The organism is Methylobacterium sp. Leaf93 (assembly GCF_001422345.1).
In the GTDB taxonomy this organism is placed as follows: Bacteria; Pseudomonadota; Alphaproteobacteria; order Rhizobiales; family Beijerinckiaceae; genus Methylobacterium; species Methylobacterium bullatum.
Window position 1 is genome coordinate 287,621 of record NZ_LMMS01000023.1, and the last position, 25,827, is coordinate 313,447.

Annotated in this window: 19 protein-coding genes and 1 tRNA gene; 8 read left to right on the top strand and 12 right to left on the bottom strand. The window is 66.3% G+C overall.

Annotated features, from left to right (window positions below; translation table 11 throughout):
• Positions 1-164 precede the first annotated feature (164 nt).
• Positions 165-1,076 (top strand): acetylglutamate kinase, encoded by a 912-nt coding sequence (argB, locus tag ASF26_RS13100; protein WP_018045323.1) that lies wholly within the window; start codon positions 165-167, stop codon positions 1,074-1,076.
• 73 nt (positions 1,077-1,149) lie between these two features.
• Here the strand turns inward: argB and ASF26_RS13105 are convergent, their stop codons facing one another.
• From ASF26_RS13105 to ASF26_RS13120, 4 genes are all read right to left on the bottom strand, one after another.
• Complete coding sequence (locus ASF26_RS13105) at positions 1,150-1,842, bottom strand: hypothetical protein (protein ID WP_244475922.1); 693 nt, start codon at positions 1,840-1,842, stop codon at positions 1,150-1,152.
• A gap of 264 nt (positions 1,843-2,106) precedes the next feature.
• Positions 2,107-2,181: transfer RNA gene (locus tag ASF26_RS13110), tRNA-Thr, on the bottom strand.
• 59 nt (positions 2,182-2,240) lie between these two features.
• Positions 2,241-2,729, bottom strand: coding sequence for an NUDIX hydrolase (locus tag ASF26_RS13115; protein WP_056254533.1), 489 nt, complete (start codon positions 2,727-2,729; stop codon positions 2,241-2,243).
• A gap of 400 nt (positions 2,730-3,129) precedes the next feature.
• The gene (locus ASF26_RS13120) at positions 3,130-3,597 is read right to left on the bottom strand and encodes a MarR family transcriptional regulator (protein WP_056254536.1); all 468 of its coding nucleotides are present in this window, start codon (positions 3,595-3,597) and stop codon (positions 3,130-3,132) included.
• A gap of 376 nt (positions 3,598-3,973) precedes the next feature.
• On the opposite strand from ASF26_RS13120, the gene ASF26_RS13125 reads away from it, so the two are divergent.
• A complete protein-coding gene (locus tag ASF26_RS13125) occupies positions 3,974-5,119 on the top strand; it encodes a type II asparaginase (protein WP_156462986.1) in 1,146 nt (381 codons plus the stop codon).
• Between the two features lie 22 nt (positions 5,120-5,141).
• On the opposite strand, the gene ASF26_RS13130 is transcribed toward ASF26_RS13125, so the two are convergent.
• Positions 5,142-6,062 carry a bestrophin family protein gene (locus ASF26_RS13130; RefSeq protein WP_056254539.1) on the bottom strand — a complete coding sequence of 307 codons (921 nt, stop codon included), beginning with the start codon at positions 6,060-6,062 and terminating at the stop codon, positions 5,142-5,144.
• A gap of 613 nt (positions 6,063-6,675) precedes the next feature.
• Between ASF26_RS13130 and ASF26_RS13135 the strand changes: the two genes are divergently transcribed.
• Together ASF26_RS13135 and ASF26_RS13140 are read left to right on the top strand one after the other, a co-directional pair.
• Positions 6,676-8,652 (top strand): CoA-transferase, encoded by a 1,977-nt coding sequence (locus ASF26_RS13135; protein ID WP_056254542.1) that lies wholly within the window; start codon positions 6,676-6,678, stop codon positions 8,650-8,652.
• Positions 8,653-8,852: 200 nt separating this feature from the next.
• On the top strand, positions 8,853-9,839 hold the full coding sequence (locus ASF26_RS13140; protein WP_244475923.1) for a M10 family metallopeptidase C-terminal domain-containing protein: 987 nt from the start codon (positions 8,853-8,855) through the stop codon (positions 9,837-9,839).
• A gap of 13 nt (positions 9,840-9,852) precedes the next feature.
• Here ASF26_RS13140 and ASF26_RS13145 read toward each other — a convergent pair whose 3' ends face one another.
• Positions 9,853-11,169 carry a UDP-glucose/GDP-mannose dehydrogenase family protein gene (locus tag ASF26_RS13145; protein ID WP_056254549.1) on the bottom strand — a complete coding sequence of 439 codons (1,317 nt, stop codon included), beginning with the start codon at positions 11,167-11,169 and terminating at the stop codon, positions 9,853-9,855.
• A gap of 262 nt (positions 11,170-11,431) precedes the next feature.
• On the opposite strand from ASF26_RS13145, the gene ASF26_RS13150 reads away from it, so the two are divergent.
• The 4 genes from ASF26_RS13150 to ASF26_RS13165 all read left to right on the top strand — a co-directional run bounded on the left by ASF26_RS13150 (position 11,432) and on the right by ASF26_RS13165 (position 14,724).
• The gene (locus ASF26_RS13150; protein WP_056254551.1) at positions 11,432-12,529 is read left to right on the top strand and encodes an iron ABC transporter substrate-binding protein; all 1,098 of its coding nucleotides are present in this window, start codon (positions 11,432-11,434) and stop codon (positions 12,527-12,529) included.
• On the top strand, positions 12,526-13,566 hold the full coding sequence (locus tag ASF26_RS13155; RefSeq protein ID WP_056254552.1) for an iron ABC transporter permease: 1,041 nt from the start codon (positions 12,526-12,528) through the stop codon (positions 13,564-13,566). Before ASF26_RS13150 ends, ASF26_RS13155 begins: the two co-directional genes overlap by 4 nt.
• Positions 13,563-14,336 (top strand): ABC transporter ATP-binding protein, encoded by a 774-nt coding sequence (locus tag ASF26_RS13160; protein ID WP_056254554.1) that lies wholly within the window; start codon positions 13,563-13,565, stop codon positions 14,334-14,336. Before ASF26_RS13155 ends, ASF26_RS13160 begins: the two co-directional genes overlap by 4 nt.
• A gap of 67 nt (positions 14,337-14,403) precedes the next feature.
• Positions 14,404-14,724, top strand: a complete 321-nt coding sequence (locus ASF26_RS13165) for a hypothetical protein (RefSeq protein WP_056254556.1) — start codon at positions 14,404-14,406, stop codon at positions 14,722-14,724.
• A gap of 102 nt (positions 14,725-14,826) precedes the next feature.
• On the opposite strand, the gene ASF26_RS13170 is transcribed toward ASF26_RS13165, so the two are convergent.
• The 6 genes from ASF26_RS13170 to ASF26_RS13195 form a co-directional block, all read right to left on the bottom strand.
• On the bottom strand, positions 14,827-17,847 hold the full coding sequence (locus ASF26_RS13170; protein ID WP_156462987.1) for a calcium-binding protein: 3,021 nt from the start codon (positions 17,845-17,847) through the stop codon (positions 14,827-14,829).
• 548 nt (positions 17,848-18,395) lie between these two features.
• Positions 18,396-19,571 carry an MFS transporter gene (locus tag ASF26_RS13175; protein WP_056254562.1) on the bottom strand — a complete coding sequence of 392 codons (1,176 nt, stop codon included), beginning with the start codon at positions 19,569-19,571 and terminating at the stop codon, positions 18,396-18,398.
• 102 nt (positions 19,572-19,673) lie between these two features.
• Positions 19,674-20,594, bottom strand: a complete 921-nt coding sequence (locus ASF26_RS13180; protein ID WP_056254565.1) for an ADP-ribosylglycohydrolase family protein — start codon at positions 20,592-20,594, stop codon at positions 19,674-19,676.
• A 61-nt stretch (positions 20,595-20,655) separates the two neighbouring features.
• Positions 20,656-22,386 (bottom strand): alpha/beta hydrolase family protein, encoded by a 1,731-nt coding sequence (locus tag ASF26_RS13185; protein ID WP_056254568.1) that lies wholly within the window; start codon positions 22,384-22,386, stop codon positions 20,656-20,658.
• Positions 22,376-24,850, bottom strand: a complete 2,475-nt coding sequence (locus ASF26_RS13190) for a glycoside hydrolase family 2 protein (protein WP_056254573.1) — start codon at positions 24,848-24,850, stop codon at positions 22,376-22,378. Before ASF26_RS13190 ends, ASF26_RS13185 begins: the two co-directional genes overlap by 11 nt.
• Before the next feature lie 11 nt (positions 24,851-24,861).
• Complete coding sequence (locus ASF26_RS13195) at positions 24,862-25,827, bottom strand: DUF1839 family protein (RefSeq protein WP_056254576.1); 966 nt, start codon at positions 25,825-25,827, stop codon at positions 24,862-24,864.

Below are 25,827 nucleotides of genomic sequence, written 5' to 3' on the forward strand. Positions count from 1 at the left end.
CTTCCCCCTTGGTGATGGCCGTTCTCACCACGGATATGCCTTTCACGGCGGGACCATTTTTCCGAGCTTTGGCGGCTATGGCGCTTCGCAGTGCGACATCGCTGCGCTAGAAGCGCGTCGTCGCGCATCCCGATCCGGCGCCGTAGCGAGGACAGTGCCTCACGATGAAAGAATCTCTGGCAAAAGACGCCCTCCCGAACGTGCATGTCCGCGCTGAGGTCCTGGTCCAGGCGCTCCCGCACATGCAGCGCTACGACCAGGAAATCGTCGTCATCAAGTATGGCGGCCACGCCATGGGCGACCGCGCGGCGGCGGAGGATTTCGCCGAGGACATCGTCCTCCTCGAGCAATCCGGCCTCAAGCCCATCGTCGTCCATGGCGGCGGCCCGCAGATCGGACGGATGCTCGGCCGGCTCGGTATCGAATCCGAGTTCCGGGGCGGCCTGCGCGTCACCGACGAGGCCACCGTGGAGGTGGTCGAGATGGTGCTCGCCGGCTCGATCAACAAACAGATCGTAGGCTGGATCTCGGCCGAGGGTGGCCGCGCCATCGGTCTCTGCGGCAAGGACGGCAACATGGTCCGCGCCCGCAAGGCGACGCGTACCGTCCTCGACCCGGAGAGCCAGACCGAGCAGGAGATCGATCTCGGCCTCGTGGGCGAGCCCGAGCACGTGGAACGCGGCGTCCTCGATGCGGTGCTGAAAGCCGAGCTGATTCCGGTCCTCGCCCCGGTCGCGTTCGGGGCGGACGGCCAGACCTACAACGTCAATGCCGATACGTTCGCCGGAGCGATCGCCGGGGCGCTGCGGGCCAAGCGCCTGTTGCTGCTCACCGACGTGCCGGGCGTACTCGACAAGGACAAGAAGCTGATCACCGACCTGACCCTTGAGGATTGCCGCCGCCTCATCGCCGACGGCACCATCACGGGCGGGATGATCCCGAAGATCGAGACCTGCATCTACGCGCTGGAACAGGGCGTCGAGGCCGTGGTCATCCTCGACGGCAAGGTCAGCCACGCGGTGTTGCTGGAGCTCTTCACCGACCACGGCGCGGGTACACTGATCCGCCGTACCTAGCCACGAAACCCCGGGACGTCTCGTCTGCGTCCCGGGGCGCGGCATATTCGAAGCCGGCCGGGGCCGGAGACCATCAGGCGTCTTCGGCCTTGCCGGGCTCGGGCACACCGGCCTTGGCCCAGAACAAAGCCGTCGCCTTGCGATAGGCTTTGAGCAGGGCGGGCCCTTCCGGGCCCGCGGGGCCGATCTCGTCCCAGATCTGCTGGCACAGGCCGGCCTGGACCGTGAAGCGGCCTGGATCTTCGGTCTTCGCGGCGGCCGTCAACGCACCCACGATCTTGCGCATGCGGTCGGCATTCTGCGCGAACACCTCCTCCCGCTCGGCCAAACGACGGCGGGCCGCCTCGGCCTTCGCGGCGCGGCGCTCGTCGGCGGAGACCGCATTCTCGGTCACATCCGCCTCTTCGGGCCGGTACGCAGCCTCAACCTTCTTGAGGGCGGCGCGACCGCGCAGGATCATCGGCCTGGCGTCGGGGCGCCCCCGACAGGCTACCCGCAGCTCGACGACGAGACGCTTGGCCATGTCCACCATCTTGAGCGACGGTGGGGACTCGGAGGCTGAAACGGCCGCCTTCTCAAGGGCTGCGATGATGGACTCCGCGTCCGCCGAAGGTCGCTCGTCGGAAACGTCGGGGCCGGGAATCGCCAATGCCTTGTGGTCCGGCTCAAAGCTCACGATGAAACCCTCTCGATCGATCTGGGGCGCCGCGCCGCGGATCGTTTCCCCGACCGTTCGCGCTGCCGCTCCCGTGTCGGAAGCCGCCATGCCGAGAAACCGGCGACACCGCCGCACACATGTGCCCCGCGCTCGAGCCTTGGTTTCGCAGGCCGGCTGCCGAGACGGGGCGTAGCCCTATCGCCTCGGCCGCGACAGCGTCAAGGCAATCGCCAGCACATCCGCCTCATGGCGATACGCGTGAATCAAAATGGGAAGGAAAGTAAGGTGCCCAGCCATGTCTGAGCACTCGACCGACACGTCCCGTGACCATCGGGACACCATCAGATCAATCAACGATGTTGTGAAGGAAGATGGTGCTGCTGGACAGGATTGAACTGTCGACCTCCTCATTACCAATGAGGTGCTCTACCACTGAGCTACAGCAGCCGATCGTCGCGACGTGTCGGGACGAGCGGGGAGTTAGCGGATCAAACGCGGCTTGGCAATCACTTCTCGCCACCTTTGAGCAATCCGTTTGAAACGAGTAGCCCGCTTTCCCTCTTGCAGGCGGCTCGTATGATGCCCGCCAGACCGGATTCGGCCACGGCTTCCGCCGCGTCGGAGGGAGAGAACCAGCGGTCCTCGCGCTCCTTCCGCTCCGGCCAGTGCTTGAGCTGCTTACGCACCTCAAGGGGGAACACCTTGACCTGGCAGAGGACGAAATCGCGGCTCTTCAGGCGTTTCTCGTAGAGATAGAAGCCGAGCGGCCTCTTGCCGATCTCGCCCAGGAGACCGGCCTCCTCATAGGCTTCCCGGGCGGCGGCCTCGAAAGGCTTGCGACCCTTCATCGGCCAGCCTTTTGGGATCACCCACCGGCGGCTCTCGCGCGAGGTGATGAGGAGGATCTTGAACCCGCCATCCGGAAGGCGCCGGAACGGCAGGGCACCGACTTGGCGTCGAGGCTCCGCCTCACTCTCCAATTGGACTGAACTCATGGCAGGTGAACGCCCAGCCGCCGTCCGGGTTCGACGGGCCGAGCCCAACGGCGAAGGTCGAGACGGGGTACTGTACGCATGCGCGACGAGACGGGCGCTTTCACAGCATGAGCGATCGGTACGAGGACCATCGAACTCCGGATCATCGGAAGCCCCTTGTCTGTCCCGCGAGGACGGGCTCGCGAGGATGGAACAGCCGAGGCTGGCTTCAACGTGTCGAACACGGATTGGCTCTACCGGAAAAAGAAGATTGCCCTCAAGGCAAAACTTATCCGGCAAACTAAGACGGCTTTCCGAGCCTTGAGCTTAGAGAGCCCGCGTTCCTACGACACGCGTGTGACACCGCGAACTCAGCCGGCACCGGCGGAATGACCCTCGGCACGGCGATGCAAGGTGGTATTCAGCCGGCGGCGCTCAGGTTCTCGATCAAGGCATTGAGATCGGCGCGCATGGCCTGGACCTCCGGCTCCGACATATTGAGCTGGCACATCACCGATTCCCGCACGAGGCGAGCCTCGGCGCGAAGGTCACGGCCATGCTGGGTCAGTTGAATCTCGACCTCGCGCTCGTCACTCTGCCGTCGGTGGCGGATCAGAAAACCGGCCGTCTCGAGCCGTTTCAGAACCGGCGTCAGCGTGCCGGAATCGAGCCTCAGGCGGCGACCGATATCCGACACCGTCACGCCATCGGTCTCCCACAGGACGAGGAGGACCAGATATTGCGGATAGGTCAGCCCCATCCGCTCCAGCATAGGCCGGTACGACCGGGTGATCCGATGCGCGGCGGCGTAGAGCGCGTAGCAGAGCTGATTGTCGAGCAGCAGCGGGTCCGTGGTGGAACTTACCTGCTGCTCTGGAGCATCGACCATATACACCACGTGATCGATCCCCAGATCCAGACGATACGACGCATGAGCGACGACACCGGTTCCTCGCGCCCGGCTCCGCACCCGGGCATCGGATGCAAGCCGGACGAGGGGCTCCCAACATCCGAAAGTCTCGTCATTTCGTTCCGATTGCAAGCATTTACCGGACCACCGGCCGCGCCCATACCCGATGACGGCCATGGGCGGGATGCCGAACGATCACGCGAGCCGCGCGACGCAGCCCGCCCAAGCCCACCCTCCCTGTTACGAACGGGGCGGATTGATGCGCGAACAGCCTGTGAGCGCCCCCTTTTTGGCCTGTGCCTCAGCGGAGGGAGCGGCCACAATGCGGGGATCAGGCCCGTGACAGGATACCACGATGCAGCTCGCCCCTTCAGCCTCCCGCTCCCGCGCTCTCCCGATGGCCATCGCCCTGGCCTTCGGCCTCGGCCTGCCCATGGCACCGGTCTCGGGTTCGGCGCTCGAAGGACCGGCACCGGCCAAACCTGGTGAGGCCACGGCGCCGCCGGCGCCGGCCAAGCCCCGCGTCGTCATCGTGGCCACCGGCGGCACCATCGCCGGCGCCGGTGCGGATGCCGCCAACAGCGCCACCTATCAGGCGGCCAAGGTTCCGGTGGACAAGCTCATCGCCGCCGTGCCCGCCATCGCCCAGATCGCCGAGGTGCGCGGAGAGCAGGCCTTCCAGATCGCGTCGGAGAGTTTCACCAACGCCCAGTTGATCCAACTCGCCAAGCAGGTCTCGGCCCTGGTCAAACGCGACGACGTCGATGGCGTGGTCATCACCCATGGCACCGACACCGTGGAGGAGACCGCCTATTTTCTCGACCTCGTGGTGAAGACCGACAAGCCCATCGTCATGGTCGCTTCCATGCGCCCCTCCACCGCGATCTCGGCGGACGGCGCCCTCAACCTCCTCGACGCCGTGGTGGTCGCCGGCGCGAAGGATTCCCGCTCCAAGGGCGTGCTCCTCACCATGAACGACGAGATCCAGGCCGGACGCGACAGCACCAAGCGCGTGAACATCAAGCCCTCCGCCTTTTTCAGCCAGTGGGGGCCGCTCGGCATGGTGGTGGAGGGCAAGACCTACTGGTTCCGCGCGCCGGTGAAGCGCCACGGCACGACCTCCGAGTTCGACATCGAGACGATCGACTCCCTGCCGGACGTCGCCATCGTCTACGGCTCGGGTAACATGCACCCCGAACCCTATACCTCGGCGGTGGTCGGCGGCGCGAAGGCCATCATCCATGCCGGCACCGGCAACGGCTCGGTGGCCGGCTACCTCGTCGACACCCTCAAGGACATCCGCTCCAAGGGGGTGCAGATCATCCGCTCGTCCCGTGTCGGCGACGGCTTCGTCCTGCGCAATGCCGAGCAGCCCGACGACAAGTACGATTGGGTCGTCGCCCACGACCTCAACCCGCAGAAGGCCAAGATCCTCGCCGCCGTCGCCCTGACGAAGACGCAGGACACCAAGGAGTTGCAGCGGATCTTCTGGGAATACTGAGCGGATCGCCCCGACCATCGCCTCAGCGCAGGAGGAAGCCTTCCGGCGCGAGGGGCGGCGGCGCCGGCTCACCGAGGGCATCGCGGACGATCCCCTCCACCACGCGGACAAGGGCATCGAGGGGCAGGTCGTTGGGTTCGGTGCCGAACGGGTCCTCCAGCTCGTCTCCCAGGGCATCGAGGCCGAAGAAGGTATAGGCGACGAGCGCCGTCACGAGGGGCGTCACCCAGCCCAGGGTGCCCGCGAGCCCGAAGGGCAGGAGCAGACAGTAGATCCAGGCCGTGCGGTACAGGAGCAGGGTGTAGGCGAAGGGGAGCGGCGTGCTCTGGATACGCTCGCAGACGATCTGAACCTGACCGAGGGCGGCGATCTTCTGCTCCACCAGGCCGAACAGGATGTCGGAGACGGCGCCCTCGCGCCGGGCCTGCCCCAGATCGGCCAATTGGTGGACGAGCACCGCTTCAGCCGGATTGGGCCGAGCGTGCAGATCCGCCGCCTCCGCCTCGGGGAGCCACGGCATCGCGGCCGCTGCCTCGTCGCCTCGGCGCATTTGTGCGTGCAGGGCGAGGGCGAAGGCCATGACGCGCCTCAGCGCCCGCGCGCGGAGGGCGCTATGCTGCTCCTCGGGCAGGAGCGCGGCCAGGAGGCGGGCAAAGGAGCGCGCTTCGAGGATCAGCGTTCCCCAGGCTTTGCGCGCCTCCCACCAACGGTCGTAGCAGGCCCCGTTGCGGAAACTCAGGAAGATCGAGAGCGCCAGCCCGACCAGGGTGAAGGGGCCGATGCCGGCACTCATCGGGAAGGGATGGGGCCATGCCCGCTCCACCGCGACGACCCCGATGGCAGCTGCGGTGATGAAACTCACCTTCAGCGCCACCCTCGGCAGGATCGAGCCCTGAAGCGTGAACAGCACCGCCATCAGGTTTGGACGCGAACGGACGATCATGGTGGGTTCGAAATTTCGTTGATGGGATCGAGGGCCGCGTGAAAGGACTACCCGGACGAGCCCGCGTCACCGGGCGTTCGACGACACGGCAACCCGAGCAGACTCGCACCGGCAAGCCGACGCGTCCCTCGCTCAGTCCTTTCGAGCGTCGCTGGTTCCAGGACGCAAGACCGATGGACGACTTTCACGAGGACAGCCCGACGTGAACACCATCCAGCCACGGCGAACCGCGCCCGATCCCGCCACATAATCGGAACACCGGGAATGGAGATCGGTACGAGGCGCTCAGCAGCGGTGGAACGCAGAATGTTGAATATTGTCGACATTCCCGCACCGCAAAAGTGTTCGTGCCGCCCGAGCAAGAGCGGACAATTGCGCAGAATCCTCGCGAACCGCCGGAAAGGCCGGATATCGGGGAGTGAGAACCAACCAATCCGCTGCAGTGCAACAAGACATTCGCACCGCTACTACCCCTAGACCGGCCCCTTGCGGAAACTGGACCGTATCTTTACGCTATGGGCGCCAAACAAGACTTCCGCACTCCCGACACTATGCAAGATATCACTTGCGTTAGGGTCGGGACGGGGGAGGCGCTCCGAGGATAGACCGGTCGATGAAGAAAAATAAGGTGATCACGGCCGAGGAGGCGATCGCCCTCATCCGGCACGACGACGTCGTCACCACCACGGGGTTCGTCCAGAGCTGCATCCCGGAGGCGCTTCATGCCGCCCTGGAGAAGCGCTTCGTCGACACGGGCGCCCCGCGCGGCCTCACCCTGATCATGACCGCCGGCGCCGGCGACAGCAAAGGCCTCGGCACCGGCCGGCTTCACCACGAGGGCCTGCTGAAGCGCGTCATCGCCGCCAATTTCGGTCGCATGCCGAAGGTGGCCAAAGCCGCCCAGGACAACAAGATAGTCGGCTACAACCTGCCCCAGGGCGTGATCTCGCAGCTCTACCGCGCCTGCGCCGCCGGCCAGCCCGGCCTCTTCTCCAAGGTCGGCCTGCATACCTATGTCGATCCGCGCCATGGCGGCGCCCGCGTGAACGAGGTGACGACGGACGAGATCGTCAAGCTCGTTGAGGTCGATGGCGAGGAATGGCTGTTCTACACCGCCACCAAGATCGACGTCGCCTTCATCCGCGGCACCTCGGCGGACCCGGCCGGCAACATCTCCTTCGAGAAGGAGGCGCTCACCCTGGATTGCCTGGCCCAGGCCATGGCGGCGCGCAACAATGGCGGCATCGTCATCGCGCAGGTGGAGCGCATCGTCGATGACGGCTTCCTGCTGCCCAAGGACGTGCGCGTTCCGGGCATCCTGGTGGATTGCGTCGTGCTGGCCGATCCCGAGATGCACCGCATGAACTACGGCGTGCAGCACGATGCGGCGCTCGCCGGCCAGATCCGCGTGCCAGTGAGCGGCATGAAGAAAATGAAGCTCGACGCCCGCAAGATCATCGCCCGCCGCGCGGCCTTCGAATTGCCGCCGAACGGCGTGGTCAATCTCGGCGTCGGCGCCCCCGAGGGCATCTCGGCGGTGGCCAACGAGGAGAAGGTGACGCCCTACATCACCCTCACCACGGAAGCCGGTGCCGTGGGCGGCGTGCTCGCGTCCGGGTCGAGCTTCGGCGCGGCGACGAATGCCGATTGCGTCATCGACCAGAACCAGATGTTCGACTTTTACGATGGCGGCGGCCTCGACATGACCTGCCTCGGCATGGCCGAGTGCGACCAGCACGGCAACGTCAACACCAGCGCGTTCGGCGGCAAGCTCAATGGTTGCGGCGGCTTCATCAACATCAGCCAGAACGCGCGGAGCGTGGTCTTCGCCGGCACCTTCACCGTGGGCGGCCTGGAGACCACGATCGAGGACGGCAAGCTGAAGATCGTCACCGAGGGACGCTCGCAGAAGTTCCTGCCGCAGGTGGAGCAGATCACTTTCAGCGGTCCCTATGCACAGAAGCGCTCGCAGCCTGTGATCTACGTCACCGAGCGTTGCGTCTTCCAGCTCACCGACGAAGGACTCGAACTCATCGAGGTGGCACCGGGCATCGATATCGAGCGCGATATCCTGCCCCATATGGGCTTCACGCCGATCATCAAGCACCCGGCGCAGATGGATGCCCGGCTGTTCCGGGACGAGCCGATGGAGTTGCTCTCAGATCTCCTCAACCTCAACCTGCCGGAACGGGTCAGCTACGACGCCGAGCGCAACATCCTCTTCCTCAACCTCGAAGGCTGGCACGCCCGCATCAAGAGCGACATCGACGACCTGCGTAAGGTTCTGGTCGATGCCTGCAAGAAGGCCGGCCGGCGGGTCAACTCGGTGGTCAACCATGACGGGTTCCGCATCAACGAGAACCTGTACGACGATTACGCCAGCATGATCCAATACCTGTCGGCGAACTACTATCTCACCACCACTCGCTACGCGACGAGCGCCTTCCTGCGCCTCAAGATGGAAGAAGCGCTGAACAATCGTGGCCTCGCCCCGCACGTCTTCGAGCGCAAGGAAGACGCCCACGCCTTCCTCGACGGCATGGACCGCAAGGTCCGCCGCGCCTCCACCGCCATCGACGCGGCGGCGTGAAACACGCCGGCTCCGGGCAAGGCTCGGAGACGGCGTACGGCTCGGGATGAACTGCAGCCTCATGCTGCGGCGACCGACCGCTCCGCCCACAAGGCGGATGCTCGGCCTTAAGCCTTTCTCAGGTTTCGGTTGCAATCACATCATCGACACCGCCCGCTCCTCTCGGGGAGCGGGCGAACACGGTGATGGAGAACGCGTCCGTGGTTACGATCAAATCCTCGCTGCCCTTGGATGCGCATACGATCGACATCTATTCGTATGACGATCAGGTCAGCACTTCCCATCAGGTCGAGACGGGTTTTCGCGCCTCGCTGAGCGAGGACATCTTCTTCGACATCGTCGGGTCCGGGTTCTCCTACGAGGCCGGCCCCTACCCCGTCACGGGCGTGACCAACGGCGTCACACTGTTCTACGGCGCCAGCCCCCTCCTGGAGATCCAGGGTCTCGCGATCACGGCCGAGCAGGCCCTCGACTATCGCGAGCAGGATGCCGGGAGCGTTCGGGCGGCTATTCTGTCGGGCGACGACACCCTCACCGGATCGAAATACGCCGATCTCCTCGACGGCTATGCCGGCGCGGATTCGATGACCGGTGGCGGTGGCGACGACGTCTACATCGTCGACAATGCCGGGGATCGTGTGTTCGAGCGGCCGATGTCGGGCACCGACCGAGTCGAGGCCTCCATCTCGTTCTCCCTCGGCAAGCAGTTCATCGAGAATCTGACCCTGACGGGGAACGCCGCCATCAACGGCACCGGCAACACGCTCGACAACGTGCTTCTCGGCAACGATTCGGCGAACAAGCTGAAGGGTGACGGTGGCGGCGACATCCTCGTCGGCGGCGCGGGGAAGGACACGCTCACGGGCGGCGTCGGCAACGACACCTTCGCCTTCCAGGCCATCTCGGACAGCCCCACCGGCAAGACCTACGACACGATCACGGATTTTGCTTCGGGCCAGGACCGGATCGACCTCTCCGCGATCCAGGCGGTGACCGGTGCCGAGGGCGACCAAGGCTTCACCTTCATCGGCGATGCCGCCCTCGCCCGAGCCGGAGACCTGCATATGCGGGTGTCCGGAAGCTCCACCTTCCTCGAAGGCGATGTCGACGGAAACGGGCGGGCGGATTTCCAGATCCTGCTGAAGACCGTCGTCGGCGATCTTCAGGCGAGCGACTTCATCCTCTGATCCCGCGGGAGGCTCACGCCTCCGGCGTCGGAACACCGATGCCGACATAGTGGAAGCCGTGGCGAGCCACGTCCTCGCCCCGGTAGACGTTGCGCAGATCCACCACCACCCGGGCGGCCATGCTCTCGGCGAGCAACGCCCAGTCGAGGGCGCGGAAGGCGTTCCACTCGGTGACGATGACGAGGGCGTCCGCCCCTTCGGCGCAGGAATAGGGGTCGTCGGCATAGGCGATGTCCGGCATCAGCGCCCGGGCACCCTCCATCCCTTCCGGGTCATGGGCGCGGATGCGGGCGCCGGCATCCTGAAGGCCGGCGACGATGGAGAGGGACGGCGCGTCACGCATGTCGTCGGTATTCGGCTTGAAGGTGAGGCCGAGGAGCGCGATGGTCTTGCCCCGCACCGAGCCACCGCAAGCGGTGACGATCTTGCGCGCCATGGCCCGCTTGCGCTGGTCGTTGACGGCGACGACCGCTTCCACCAGCCGGATCGGCGTGCCGGAATCCTGAGCAGTCTTCACAAGGGCCAGCGTGTCCTTGGGGAAGCACGAGCCGCCATAGCCCGGCCCCGCATGCAGGAATTTCGAGCCGATGCGGTTGTCGAGGCCGATGCCGCGGGCGACCTCCTGCACATTGGCGCCGACCTGCTCGCAGAGATCGGCGATCTCGTTGATGAACGTGATCTTGGTGGCGAGGAACGCGTTGGCGGCGTATTTCGTCAGTTCGGCCGTGCGGCGGCCGGTGACGAGGATCGGCGCCTGGTTGAGATAGAGCGGGCGGTAGACCTCCTTCATCACGTTGGCCGCGCGGGCGTCGTCGGCCCCGATGACGATGCGGTCGGGCCGCTTGAAATCGCCGATCGCCGCGCCTTCGCGCAGGAATTCGGGATTCGACACCACGGCGAAATCCGCATCGGGCCGCGCCTCGCGGATGATGCGCTCGACCTCGTCGCCGGTGCCGACGGGAACCGTCGATTTCGTCACCACCACCGTATAGCCGGTGAGCGCGGCGGCGATATCACGGGCCGCCGCATAGACGTAGGAGAGATCGGCGAAGCCGTCGCCCCGCCGGGACGGCGTACCCACCGCGATGAACACTGTATCGGCGGCGGCCACCGCGCTCGTCAGGTCGGTGGCGAAGGTCAGGCGGTTCTGGCGGACATTGTCGGCCACCAGCGTGTTGAGGCCGGGCTCGAAGATCGGGATGCGCCCCTGTTCGAGCGCCTCGATCTTGGCCGGATCGTTGTCGACGCAACAGACCGTGTGGCCGAAATCGGCGAAGCACGCACCGGAGACCAGGCCGACATACCCCGCGCCGATCATCGCGATCTTCATCAGGCTCTCTCCTCGGCCGCCTCGATGGGGCGTCCCGACCAACCGTCTCTCGCTGCCGGCGGTGACAGATCCATGACGGATCGGGAGGATGGCCGACCATCACGTCGGCAGGTCCCGAAGCCTCCACCTCCGCCGGGCGGATCGGTAGGCCGGGGCTGTATAGCAGCCCCCTGCGGATGACAAACGAGAGGGTACGGCGGCCGCGGTTCTGGGCGCGTGCGCCACGGAGCGCCGCGTCCGTCGCCATGATACGATCCAGGCCATGATCCTTTGCTTCATCCCGCCGGCCGCCGCCCGGAACCACGTTCCGTCCCGTGCTTTGCAGGCGCTCGTGGCGGTCGCGATAACTCTGGCGGGCATCGCCCTCTCCGTGGAGGCGGCTTTTGCCCGCCCCTTCGTCGATGCGGCCGGGCGAACGGTGGAGGTGCCGGAGCGTGCGCGCCGCATCCTCGCCGCCGGTCCGCCAGCCTCGGTCCTGCTCTACACCCTGGCCCCGGAGACTATGATCGGCTGGGTCCGCGCCCCCTCCCCCGACGAGGCCGCCTTCCTGACGCCGGAGACGCGTGACCTGCCCGCCTACGGCCGGCTGACGGGCAAGGGCAACACCGCCAATGTCGAGGCCGTGCTGACCCTGAAGCCGGATCTCATCATCGACGTGGGCAGCACGGCGCCGACCTATGTCTCCCTCGCCGACCGGGTTCAGGCCCAGACGGGCATTCCGTACATTCTCCTCGACGGCGCCATCGACCTCACGTCCGAGACCTATGCCAAGCTCGGGGAACTCATCGGCGTCCCGGAGCGCGCCGGCGATCTCGCTACCCATGCGGAGGCGATGATCGCCGAGGTGAAGGGCCGGATCGACTCGATCCCCGCCGACCGTCGGCCGCGCGTCTACTACGCCCGCGGGCCGCGCGGCCTGGAGACGGGGGTTTCGGGCTCGATCAATACCGAGATCCTCGATAGGGCCGGCGCCCGCAACGTCGCCGAGGGCGGGGGCGCAGCGGGACTCACCACGATCTCGCCGGAACAGGTCCTCGCCCGGGATCCCGACGCCATCGTCACCCTCGATCCCGCCTTCCACAGGGCCATATCCACCGATCCGCTCTGGAGCACGCTGCGGGCCGTGCGCGCCGGCCGTGTCTACCAGACGCCCCGCCTGCCCTTCGGCTGGTTCGATTCCCCACCGGGGATCAACCGCCTGATCGGCCTGCGCTGGCTCGCGGCCCGACTGTATCCGGACCTGTTCCCCGAGCCGATGGAGGGCATCACGCGCGATTTCTACAGGCGCTTCTACCATGTGGACCTCGACGCGGCGCAGTTGGACACCCTGCTGAAGGATGCAGGGGCCGCACGCCCGTGACAGCCTCCTCCCTCGCCGCCCGGCCTGCCTTGCGCCTCGCCGTGGCGGGCGTGCTCCCGCTTCTTGCGCTGCTGCTCCTCGTTCTCGTCTCCCTGGCAACGGGCAAGTACTCCGTACCCGTGACCGACGTCGCCCACATCCTCTGGGCGAAGCTGCTCGGCGCGACCTCCTCTATCGATCCGACCGCGCAGATCGTCGTGCTGCAGGTGCGCCTGCCGCGCGTGGCGGCGAGCCTCGTCGTCGGCGCGGCCCTGGCCGCGGCAGGCTCGACCTACCAGGGCCTGTTCCGCAATCCCCTGGTCTCGCCCGACATCCTCGGGGTCTCGGCCGGCGCGAGCCTCGGCGCGGTGCTCGGCATCTTTCTCTCGCTCCCCGTGGGTGCGATCCAGCTCCTCGCCTTCGCCGGGGGATTGCTCGCCGTCGGCGCGGTCTACGCGGTGGGCCTCGCAGTGCGACGGCACGATCCGGTACTGACCCTGGTGCTCGCCGGCGTCGCCATCGGGGCCGTCCTCGGCTCAGCGATCTCACTGCTGAAGGTGCTGGCCGACCCCTACAACCAGCTGCCCGCCATCACCTATTGGCTGCTCGGCAGCCTCGCTTCCGTCACTCTCGGCGATGTCGGCGCGATCCTGCCGGCGATGGTGCTCGGCCTGCTGCCCCTCGTCCTGTTCGCCTGGCGGATGAACCTGATGAGTCTCGGTGAGGAGGAGGCCAGGGCGCTGGGCGTCGAGACGCGCCTGCTGCGCCCGCTCTTCATCGCCGCCGCGACCCTGGTGACCGCCGCCGCCGTCTCCGTCACCGGCGTGATCGGCTGGATCGGCCTCATCATCCCGCATGTGGCCCGGCTGATCGTCGGGCCGGACTTCCGCCGCCTGCTTCCGGCCTCCCTCCTGATGGGGGCGGGCTATCTCCTGGCGGTGGATCTCGTCGCCCGCACCGTCGCACCGATCGAGGTGCCGCTGGGCATCCTCACCGCGCTCATAGGCGCACCGTTCTTCCTCTGGCTCCTGGCCACCGCGAAGGGGGGCTGGGCTTGAGCCTGGAAGTCCAGAACCTCGCCTTTGGCTACGGCACGAAGCCCCTCGGCGAGGGCATCGGCTTCACCTTGAAGGCGGGCGAGGTGCTCGGCCTTCTGGGTCCGAATGGCGGCGGCAAGACCACCCTGTTCAAGACCCTCCTCGGCCTGCTCCCCGCGAAAGCCGGGCGGATCACCCTCGACGGCGAGGATGTGACCACCTGGTCGCGGGCGCGGTTCGCGCGCAGCGTCGCCTACGTGCCCCAGGCCCATGCCGCCTTCTTTCCTTTCCGCGTGCAGGACGTGGTGCTGATGGGCCGGGCGAGCCGCCTCGGTGCCTTCGCCGCTCCCGGTAGGGCGGACGAGGCGATCACCCTCGAGGCGCTCGCCACCCTCGGCATCCGGCATCTGTCCGAGCGGCGTTACACGGAGATCAGCGGGGGCGAGCGCCAGCTCGTCCTCATCGCCCGGGCGCTGGCGGGAGAACCCCGCTTCCTCGTCATGGACGAGCCCACCGCCAGTCTCGATTTCGGCAATCAGGCCCGCGTCCTCGACCAAGTGCGGCGCCTCAAGGAACGCGGCATGGGCATCGTTCTCTCGACCCACGACCCGGATCACGCCTTCCTCTGCGACACGGTCGCACTCCTGCACGAGGGCCGGCTCGTGGCACTCGGCAGACCGGAGGAGGCCGTCACGCCCGAGACCCTGCGCCTCCTCTACGGCATCGACGTCGCCATCGTCCCCCTGCCGGGCAGCGGACGCTTCGTCTGCACGCCGATCCTGCCCCGCTGACGCGGCACGCCGGCACCCGCCCGCGCGTTGCCGTGCCGATGAGCGTCGATGAGGGAACGGAGACCGGATGCCAGCGCTGGAGACCCCCGACGGCCGCTACATCGTCGTCAAGGGACGGCTCTGGCGGCGCACCAATCCGAACCTGAGCGAAGAGAAGCGGGAGCATCTGGTCAAGGCGCTGATGGATGCCCGGCGCGCGGTGAAGGAGGCCAAGCGCTCGGGCGACGAGGCCGACATGAAGCGCGCCCGCGCGGCGGTCGACGCCGCCAAGCACGGTCTGGGCGAACGCGGCGCCGTCTGGTGGACGGACGGCGCCCCCGACCAGAACCGCCGCATGGCCGCGAACACGAGTTATGCCGAGTGGTATGCGAGGTTGGAGGCGACGTAGTGACGTTTCAAGACACCAGTCCGGCGCAGCGGAGATTTCAAGAAAAGCGAAAGGACGACGCCGCCGAGAGGAATGGCTCCCGGTGCCGTCGTCCAATGCGACTCAGATGACGAAGAAATAGTCGGATGTCAGCGCCGCCTTGCTCTCGAAAGTTGCGAACAGCACGGCTGCTTGATTGCCGACGCCGTCGGCATCGTAGCTAAGCGTGCCCCGGCTACGGTCATAGAGGATGTGGTCGTTGGCATCCAAGGCTACGGAGCCATTTACGAACATATCGGCACTCAACCGGGTGGGGCCGCTTGCGCTCGCAGGACCAAGGGCCTGGAAGACATCGGCACTGAGATGGATCGCGTCCGATTGCGCCGTCCGGAAATCGACGACGCGATCAATGTTCGCGCCACCGACCGATGAGCTGAACCGGAACACGTCGTTCCCGAGCCCTCCCGTGAGGACGTCAGCGCCGGTGCCACCATCCAACAGGTCCTTACCCGCACCGGCGATCAGGATGTCGTCGCCGGCTCCACCCTTGAGGACGTCGTTCCCGCCCTGCGTCGTGAAGCGGTCGTCACCGGCACCTCCAGACAATTGGATATGCTCGACATTGATCACAGTCGTTCCGTTTCCGCCGAGTCTCACCGAACTGGTGGTATCGGCCATGAAGAAGGTCAGCGCCGTGGTAGATACCGATCGGTCGAGGACGACGGTATCGGCGCCACTGCCACCATCGATGGCGTCGATGCCTTCGTTGCTGGTGATGACGTCGTTGCCGTCACCACCGCGAAGCTGACCCTTGCCCGCTGAGCCTGTCGAGCTTCCGCCGATCAACGAATCGTTGCCGGCGCCACCATCCAGAACGTTGGTGCCGGAACCGCCATACAAACGGTCGTTCCCATCGCCGCCTCTGAGGAGATCGTTGCCCTGATTCCCAAAAAGCACGTCGTTGCCGGCGCCACCTTCTAGAATATCGTCGCCGTCATCTCCGGGGCCGTCGCCGCCGCCATCCACATCTAGGATGTCAGGATCGCTTCCCCCGAAGAGGACGTCGTTTCCGTCGCCTCCCCTCAGGGTGTCGTTGCCGAGACCGCCGTCCAGGTTGTCGTTCCCGTCTCCACCGTCGAGGATGTCTTTGCCCTTCCGACCGTAGAGGACATCGTCTCCGGCCCCGGTGGTGAAACGGTCGTTTCCGTGTCCTCCGGTAATCTCGAAGATCTCGGCATTTGTCACCGTCGTGCCGTCGCCACCCATCTTGGTGATGCTCGACGCGCCATTCATGACGAAGGTCAGATCGGATTGGGCGAGGAACCGGTGAAGGATGACGGTATCCACACCCGCTCCCCCATCGATGATATCCGCCCCACCGCCGCTGTAGATCTTGTCGGTGCCACTCCCGGCATCGAGCCGGTCGTCCCCATCGATGCTCCTAGGAGGAACATATCCGCTGTCGCTAAGGTAGTATTCTTCACCTACCCCGGTCTTGAGCATGTCCTCGTCATTGCCATCGTTGAGGAAATCATTGCCCGCACCACCGGTCAGGATGTCGTCGCCGAAGTATCCAGTGATGGCGTCGTTCCCGACGCCCCCGTTCAGCGTATCCCGGCTGTTGCCGCCGTACAGCTTGTCGTTGCCTTCACCACCATTGACGATGCTGTTGATTCCGTCCGTGCCGAGGATATCGTCACCAGCACCACCGCTGATGACATTTGTCCCTCCCCCGCCGAAGAGGGTGTCGTTGCCCGCGCCACCGGTCAGACGATCATTGCCGGAGCCGGTGCTGAGGGAAATTCTTTCGACGTTGAGGATGGTCGTCCCGTCGCCGACGAGCGTCGTCGTGATGCCTGAACTGGCAAGGGTGAATGTCACGTTCGCCGTCGATGAACTTCGATTGATGACGGCACTGTCGATTCCCGAGCCGCCATCGATGACATCCACACCGCCATAGCTGACGATACTATCGTCTCCCTCGCCTCCCAGGAGACGATCCCGACCAAATGATTCCGGAGGGGAGTAGTAATAATCATACACATCGTCGACGAGACTATCGTTTCCTGCACCACCATCGAGTGTATCGTTACCATATTCACCGAAAAGCTTGTCGTCGCCCGCAGCTCCTCTCAGTGTATCGGCACCCTGGCCGCCGTTCAAAAGATCGTTGCCGCTGCCCCCATTCAAGACGTCGTTTCCGGAATTCCCGTACAGGCTGTCGTTGCCCGCCGCGGTGGTGATCCGGTCATTGCCCGATCCAGTCCTGATCTCGATCTGCTCGACATTCACGATCGTCGTGCCGTCTCCCACCAACGTCGCCCTGGTCGCCGACTTTGTCATCGCGAGTTCAAGGTTCGCCGTCGACAGGCTCCGACGTATGAACAGGCTGTCGCCTCCCGCACCTCCATCGATGATGTCCGTGCCGCCGGTGCTTGTAATTGTGTCGATCCCATCGCCACCATACAGCCTGTCATTGTCTGCCGTAACGCTTTCACCATCATCGAAAAGGATGTCGTCTCCATCCCCGCCTTCGACGGTATCGTTGCCCACTCCGCCAACGAGGCGATCATTTCCTGTACCCCCCCGAAGGGTATCGCTGCCCGTTCCTCCATATAGAGTGTCGTTTCCGCCGCCCCCGTTGAGGACGTCGTTTCCGCCATTTCCCGTAAGGATGTCGTTTCCCGCAGATGTAGCGAAACGGTCGTCGCCACTGCCACCAACAAGATTGATGCTTTCGACGCCAATCACCGAAGTCTTGTCACCTTGCAGCACCGTTTTAACGGCGGGATCGCTCATATTGAAAAACAAGGAATAGCGAGCGGCCGAACGATTTATATAGGCTGTGTCGTCTCCGGCTCCGCCATCAATGATGTCTATACCAAGATTGCTATAAATGAGATCATTTCCATCACCGCCACGCATGACGTCTCTATCGGTCACCGTATACATATAGGAATAACTGTCATAGAGAGCATCGTTTCCACCGCCACCCGTTAGGATGTCATCACCGCGGCCGCCCTGCAAAGTATCATCCCCATTGGCAGCAGCCTGATCAGATCCGAGCGAACCACCATAGATCCGATCGTTCTCGTCCTGGCCTGCGAGCAAATCGCTAGTATTTGTGCCGTAAATGGTACCCACCTGCCCCCCTCATTCAAATTTTATTAGCAAAATTTACTTGCGTCGTACTTTTTATTGGACATAAATCTCTAAATTCATCTATTTATCAAATATTACTACTCGATAAAAATTCGAATTTTCATCAATGATTACGTTTTAAATTAGTCGCATTTTTAATACATGGAATGATAAAGCCCCACTTCCGGGATATTCATCATCCTAAAGAAATTTTAATTCATTACCGTTGGCCTGCAAACATTATACTGACGGACGGCGTCGTATCCCAACCCATGAGCTACAACCCTGCCTTGACACCTTATTGCTTGAGTTGTTGCGACAGAGGCAAGTGAGCTTAGGTCCCATACCCGCAATCCGTCGCACCCTGATGCGGAATAGTCACTCAACCTAAGACGACGTGATAAGGGCGATCAGAGTGTTAAGGCGACCCTCAACGCTCGGCCCATGGTTGAAGGCCGGCCCCCTTGCCTTCGATAGCAGCCGACAACTTGGGCAGACCAAACACTCTTGCGCCATTCGTGGGCGGAGTTGTGTCGAAGCTGGGCCGCGCCTTAGCGTGAGAGCAGCTTTCCGGTGAGACTGCCGAGACCCAGGATCACGAGGGCGCAGAGGGCGAGCGCGGTGAACTGTCCGAGGCCTTGAAGCGCCGCGCCGAGGATCGCGACTCCCAAAGCCTGGCCGCAGAAGAACGAGAAGGCGTGGAGCGAAACCGCCGAGGCGCGGGCAGTCGGTGCCACCTCCGTCACCTGCACCTGAAAGGTGTTGTGGAGCATGTAGAAGCCGAGGCCCAACGCCACCAGGGCCGCGCAATCCACCTGCCAGCTTGCCGCGCTGCCGATGACGAGGAGGGCGCCGGCGCAGATGGCGCCTCCGCCGACCAGCATCCGGCGCATCCCGAGGAAACGCAGGAGGAGGGCGACGAAGGCCGAGTAGAGCAACCCACCGGCGGCGAAGCCCGCCAGGGCCAGCCCCGCCTCGCGCGGGCCGCCCTCGCCGCGTGCCTCAATGAGCGGTGCGAGATGGGGGAAGATGCCGAAGACCGCGATCGCCTCGATGAACACGGCAGCGAACAGCACCCGCGCACGGGGAATGGCGACGATGGTGCGGTAGCGCGCCACCGCCTCGCCCAGCGCGAAGCGTTTGGGCGCCGCGCCGGCCGCCCATTCGAAGCCGAGGATCGCCGCCGCGCAGCCGAGCGCGGCGATGGCCGCCGTGATGGCGAAGACGCCTTTCCAGCCGACATCGGCCTCGATCAGACCGGCGAAGGTCGAGCCGGACAGTTGACCGAGGATGACGGCGACCAGGAAACGGCCGATGGCCACCTGCCGGCGCTCGAGCGGGATCCGGTCGCCCATGAGGGCCAGCGCCAGCGGGATGACGCCACCCGCCGCCGCGCCCGCCAGCACGCGCAGCCCGAACAGCACGGTGAGATCCGCCGAGAGCGCGCATCCGGCGAGTGCCAAAGTGAGGATGCCGAGACAGACGGCGATGACCCGTTCCTTGCCCAGCGAATCTCCCACCGGCCCGAGGATCGGCTGGATCAGGGCGTAGGGCAGCGCGAAGGCCGTCGACAGCAAAGCGACCGTATGCGGGTCGCTGCGCAGATCGCGGGCGAGGACGCCGACGAGGGGCTCGATGGCGCGCCCGGCGAAGGTACTGGCAAAGCCGGCCACGGCCAGGATCACGATGAGCCGCGTGGTCGAGAAGGCCGTTGGCGCTGCGGTCATTAACACCCTCGAAACGGGGACGATCCGGTCGGCCCTCGCACGAGCGTCCACAGGGGTGTGTTTCATACGCGGATCATGACGGCAACGCGCGATGCGCCCGGATCAGGCTTTCGCCACAAGGGCATCGGCGAGATCGACGATCCGCTCGCGCCAAGCGAGGGGCCGGAGCCAGCGTTCGGGGATCGCCGAGGCGCCGTAGAGGGCGCCCGCGAGCTGTCCGGTGACGGCACCGACCGTATCGGCGTCCTCACCCAGATTGACGGCCAGGATCAGCGCGTCCTCGAAGGTCCCGGTGGTGCCGACCGACCAGAGGGCCGCCTCCAGCGTGTGGATCACGTAGCCGGACGAACGAATCCCGGCCCGTGTCTTCCCGCGCCATGAGCCACGGGCGATCACCCCGACAGACGATGTGGCGGAGCCGCCGACGGTGCGCGGACGCAGGATATCCGCCTCGCCGAGAATCGCGCCACGGAGGAGCTGGACGAAATAGGTGCAGGCCTCGACGGTTTCCGGCGCGCCGTGGGTGGTCCGGCTCTGCGCCTCGGCGATCCGCTCGGCCTCGCGGGGATCGTGCAGAGTGGCGAGGGCGACGGGGGCGAGCCGCATCAGAGAGCCGTTGCCGGCCGTGTCCGGATCGGTGGAGCCGGACTCGGCTCGGCCGGTCTCGACGAACCGGGCCAGGACGTCCCGCGTCGTCAGGCCGATATCGAAACAGGTGCCGGTGCAGGAATAGGCGCCCTGTTTCCACCACGCGACGAAACGGGTGGCGAGGTCGTGGGGGTCGAAAGGCCCGGCTTGGAGCAGGCTCTCGGCAAGCGCCAGAGCCATGCTGGTATCGTCGGTCCATTGACCGGGCTGGAGATCGAACGGGCCGCCGCCGGTCATCTCGGTGTGATGCGGGAGCGTATCCCGGCGGCTGAATTCCAGGGTAGTGCCGAGGGCGTCGCCGATCGAGAGGCCAAGGAGAGCGCCGCGGGCGCGGTCGCGGATAGCGGGGGCGTGCGTCGGATCGGGCAATGTCACGCGGAGGCTCCGTTGGCTCCGGCCATCATACCCGTCGCGGAGGGGCGCGGCGATACCGGCTTCAGCGCAGGCGCGCGAGCAGCCGCTCGAGCACCTCGGTCATCCGCGCCTGGGCCGCGACCGGGCTGAGGTCGTGATCCGCCCCCTCGATGATCGTCACCGGGCCGCCGAGGCGGCGGGCCATCCTCGCGGGGGAGCGGCCGAGCGCCTCCTGCAGGGCGGCAAGGCCACGATCGCCCGCGCTGTAGACGAGTTCGAGATGGGCACCGCGTTGGCGCAGGGCGGCGATACGCTGCGCCACGGTTCCGCCGGCGGGGCGGGGCCGGAGCAGGAGGGCGAGGCGCTTACCCACCCGCCCGATGGCGGCCCGACTGATCGCGCGCGCGATGGCGCCGACGCGAATCTCGCCGCGCGCGAGGCGTCGCCATGCGGCTCCCTGCTTCAGCAGACCGGCATAGGTCGAGGCGTTCCGGAAGACGTTGCGGATGACGCTGTCCACGTCGTCGGCGGGATTCCAGTCGAAGCAATAGGGGTTGACCAGCACCGCGCCCTTCAGCCTCTCCTCGCCGCAGACGGCCTGGAAGGCGAGATAGGCTCCGCTGCAGGCGCCCACGATGACGATCGGACCGGATCGAGCGGTCTCCAGATGGTCGAGGGCGGCGCGGACATCGTCGAGCGCGTCGAGGCTGTAGAGCGGAGAAGTAGCGCCCGGCCGGTTCGGACTGTCGCCGATGCCGCGCAGGTCCATGCGCAGGGATGAAAAGCCCTGGCCGGCGAGGCGTCGCGCGAGCGTGGTCGTCTGCCGCCCCCAGCCGGAATGTACGTTGGTGCCCGCATTGACGAAGAGCACGATCGGCCGCGCCGCTTCCACGTCGCGCGGATGGCAGAGGATGCCGAACAGCGACGGGCCGAACCGCGAGGGCTCTTCCCACCAGCCGTCACCCCGGATCGGATCGGCCGGGAGCGGCGGGAGCGCGACGGCCGGGACGGGACGGGGCTGCGCCCCTTCGGCGACGGAAGCGATCACCGCCGAGAAGGCCTCGTCCGGCGTCTCGGCATAGAGCGGGTTGGCAACGAGGGCGGCGAGGCCGGGAAAGGGCCGCGTCGTCACCCGCGCCCCCAGCGCTGCGTAACGGGGGCCTAGCCCGCCGGCCTCAGCCCCGACGAGCAGGATGTCGGGAGCCGGCGCCCGCTCGGCCTTGGTGAGGTCGATGACGGAAAGTTCGGCGGCGAGAGCGGGACCGAGATGGAATCCGCCCACGGTGAGGCAGCCCTCCTCCTGCGGCAGTGGCGATCCGTCCGGCAGGCGCCCGATGGTGCGCGACTGCATCTTCATTTCGCGCAGATAAGCGCGCCCGGTCGCGAAGGCCGCCAGCAGGACGAGACGATCGACGCGCTCCCCCTCCGCCGCCAGGGCTGCGAGGGTTCCACCGAGGCGCAGGCCGACGAGGACGATCTCGTCTACCCCCGCCTCGTCGCGGAGATGACGGATCGCCCGGCGGATCGCCCGCACCCGGCCCTCGATGCTGTCGGCCTCCGCGTCGGCGGAATCTCCCGCACCGGGATAGTCGAAGCTCAGGGTGGCGCAGCCCGTGGTGGCGATCCCCTCGGCGAGGGCCCGCCAGGGGCGATGCGCCGAGAGCTGCTCGTAGCCGTGGGTGGCGCACAGGACGACACCCCGGCGCGAGATCCCCGGGCTGAACCAGCCGAACAGACCGTCGAGGGCGACGGGGCTCAGCGGCAGGGGCGACGCGGCGGCATCGCTCCCGACAGGGACCGTTTCAAACGCCATCCCGACCGAACCTCACGACCTCGATGCCATTGATGGCGCTTATGCGTCCCGCCGGCTCGGCCCCCGTCTCCGAAGTGCCGAGAAGCGGCACGAGACGGCTCGCACCCGGCGCGAGGGAGAAACCATTGTCCCACGGCCGTCCGAGCGTGGTCTCGATCTGGACATCGAGGGCATGCAGTCCGGTGGAGAGCCGGAGCGCCCAGCCGGATCGATCGGCGATGAGCGCGGCGCTGAGACCGAGATCACGCGGTTCGGAATCCCGCCCCTGCGGGTAGTGAAACGCTTCGGCGATCACCGCGCCGGTGCCCGTTTCGGTGAGGCTCGCATGGCCGAGCACATGGGCCGGCGGCCCGAACCGGTAAGCGTGAGTAGAGTCGAAGAAGCGACCCAGCAGTTCCGCCGAGGACCATGAGGCGGAGCCGCGCGGGCCGACCTCGATCACCCGCTCGGCCCCGACGACCACCCGGCCGCCCGCATCGGTGAAGGCGAGGCGGAGGGTCGCATCGAGCCGCTGCGCCGTCTCGTTGTGGACATGGACATGGAGTCCGTTCAAGCCTTCGTCGGACAGGGTGACCTGGACCGGCCTGAACGCGCGCTTGAGGGCGTACCAGGCGGGTTTCGGACGCCCGAGGCAGTCGACGAGGCCCCATCCCGCCCCCGGCGCGAGATCGCGGAAAAACCAGACGAGCCCGCCTGCATTGGGCGAGCGCGCCCGGCGCCATTCCGCGAACACCGCCTCCATGCACGCGCCGCTCGCCGCGCGCCCGAGTGCGAGGTAGCGCTCGGGATTCTCCCGGCGGAGCCGGTCGGGATCGGCACCGAACAGCGTCGCCACGTAATGGTCGCGCACGCCCTCGAAATCCCAATCCGCCCCCCGGTCGCGGGGGATGCCCGCCATCCAACGCGGTGATGCGGGATCGGTGAGGCCGCATTCGGCGAGGGTCGCGGCGTCCGGCACGTTGGCGAAGGCGAGGCATTCGGAGGCGAATCCGACCTCGGCCCGGCGGGCATCCTCGAACGGACGGCGATAGGCGCCGACGCCGTAATAATGCGTCACCCCGGCGGAGGTGGAGAAGGGTAGATCGCCGCCCGAAGGGGAGTTGGGCACCACGAGGAGGTCGGGCCTGGTCTTGGCCACCAGATCGGGAAGCGCCTCCGTGACGAAGCTGCCGGCCCAGATCGTGCGCGGGAAACCGAGCATCGCCGCCTGCTGCCAGACCTCGCTTCCGCCCGACAGCACGCAGAGCGAGGGCGAGGTCTGCGTGCGGTCGAGGAACTGCGTGATCTCCTCGACGAGGATTTCGCGGAAGGCGGGATCGTCGGTCGGATAATCGAAATTAGCCAGCATCAGATCCTGCCAGACCAGGATGCCGAGTTCGTCGCATAGATCGTGGAAAGCCGAAGCTTCATAGAGCGTGATGCCCGGCACGCGCAGCATGTTCATGCCGGCCTCCCGCGCCAGTTCTAGAAGGGGCCGATAGCTGTTGCGGTCGCTGGGCAGACCAACGAGGTCGGGCGGTGTCCAGCAGGCGCCGCGGCAGAAGACCGGCACGCCGTTGATCGCGAGGCTCAACCCCTCCTCGAACGGGCGGGTGAGGGCGATGGTGCGGAAGCCGACGCGGCCGAGATCGATGCGCCTGCCCGCGACCAGAACTTCCACTGCGTGAAGCCTCGGCTCGCCATGGGTGTGGGGCCACCACGGGGCGACGTCCGGCAACAGGAGTTCGCCCTCGAACCCTCCGGGGGCGACCTGACGAAGGGCGACCTCGCGGCCGTCGCAGATCAGGAACGCCAGTCCCTCGGTCACGTCGTCGAGTTCGATCCGCACGGTGAGGCGTCCCGTCCCGTCTTCGAGGGCCGTGCGCAGATCGACGGACGCGATATCCACGTCGCCCCCGCGAAGGACTTTGCGCGTCACCGGCCGATAGGGGCCGACGCTGTCGATGGACGGGCACCAGCCCGGCATGAACCCGAGCAGGCTGGTACGGACATGGCGCAGCGAGCCCGGCGTCGCCAGGAGCGGTCGCCAGCGGCCACGCTTGTGCGGGCGCGCCAACTCGGCCGAAAGCGAGCGGAAGCAGAGGGCGATCTCGGTCTCGCCCGAGAGATCCGCCTCGACCTCCCGGGCCAGGAACATCGAGCGACTGGTACCGGCGAGCACCCCGTCGATCCAGATCTCACTGAGTGTCGCCAGCCCCTCGAAGCGCAGTCGCTCGCGGCCGGTGCCGGAGAGAGTGGCCCGATACCAGACATCGGACTCGTGGAGCGGCGTCGGCGCCGCCTCGGACCAGAGCCCGGCCTCGCGTAAGGAGGCCGCCGCCGTGCCGGGAACGCGGGCCGCGATCCATCCCTCGCCCGGCAGGTCGCGGGGTGTCGCGCAGGCGTTCGACGGCGTTACCACCAAGTGCCAAGGTCCCTCGACGTTGAGGGCCGGCACGCCGTCGACGGCGAGGATACGCGCCACCGCGATGCCTCTCAGGACAGCGCGCGGTCGAGGGCGGCGAAGACCGCATCGTAGGTGCCGGCCAGCCCGTCGAGGCGTTGGCAGAGACCCGTGGCGTTGTGCCGGCCGAAGGCGCGCGCCAGCTGGAACTGGAAGGCCTTGGCTTCCGCCGCGAGCTTGTGCGCCAGTTCCGAGCCGGAAGCCATGTCGGAAACGCCATGGCTATCGAGCCAGGCGAGATGGCTGCCGAGAAGCTCGAAATTGGCTCCGAGCTGGCGGGTCGTGTTGAAGGCGTAGCCGTGAAAGACGCTGAGCGGGTTCTGTACCAGCACCTCCGCCCGCTCCGCCAGGGCATCCCGGAAAGCGAGGATCGGATTGGTCCGTGGCGCGAAGCGCCGGTGATGGCGCAGCAGGTCGAGGGCGGCACGCGGCAGGTCGTCCGGCGTGAGCGGCGGGCCGACCGGCTTCACGAACTCGGCATAGGGGAAGAGGATTCCGGCGGTGAAGATGCCGTCGTAATCTGCGCCTCGCAGACGGAAGCGGCCGGCATTGTGGAGGTAGTCGAGCCGGCGCTCGCCCGCGTCGAGGCCGAGGATCCCTATCGTGGTCTTGCCGTGCTCGCGACCATAGGTAGTGCCGACTGTGTCGGGCAGGTGGATCGCGTCCACTTCCACCAGGACCGGGCATCCGCGCGCGACCTGCACGCCGGCATGCGCCTCCAGGCTCTCGAAGATCGCGAGTTCCTGGATCGACAAACCGTAGAGCCGTTCGATGTCGCCGGGCGGAGGCTTGAAGAAGGTGAACTGGTCGCCTTCGAAATCCTGCCGCAGGGTGAAGCCGAGCATGGCTTCCGGCACGAGGCCCCGGCCGTGCAGCAGCTCGATCCAGAGATCGACGTAGCAGTTCGTCTCCGGCCAGATCCGGTCGGAGGCATGAAGGGTGTGGGAGGCGGGTGCCGGAATCCCCGGTGCTTCCTCGCGAGCGGCGGCGGCCGGCAC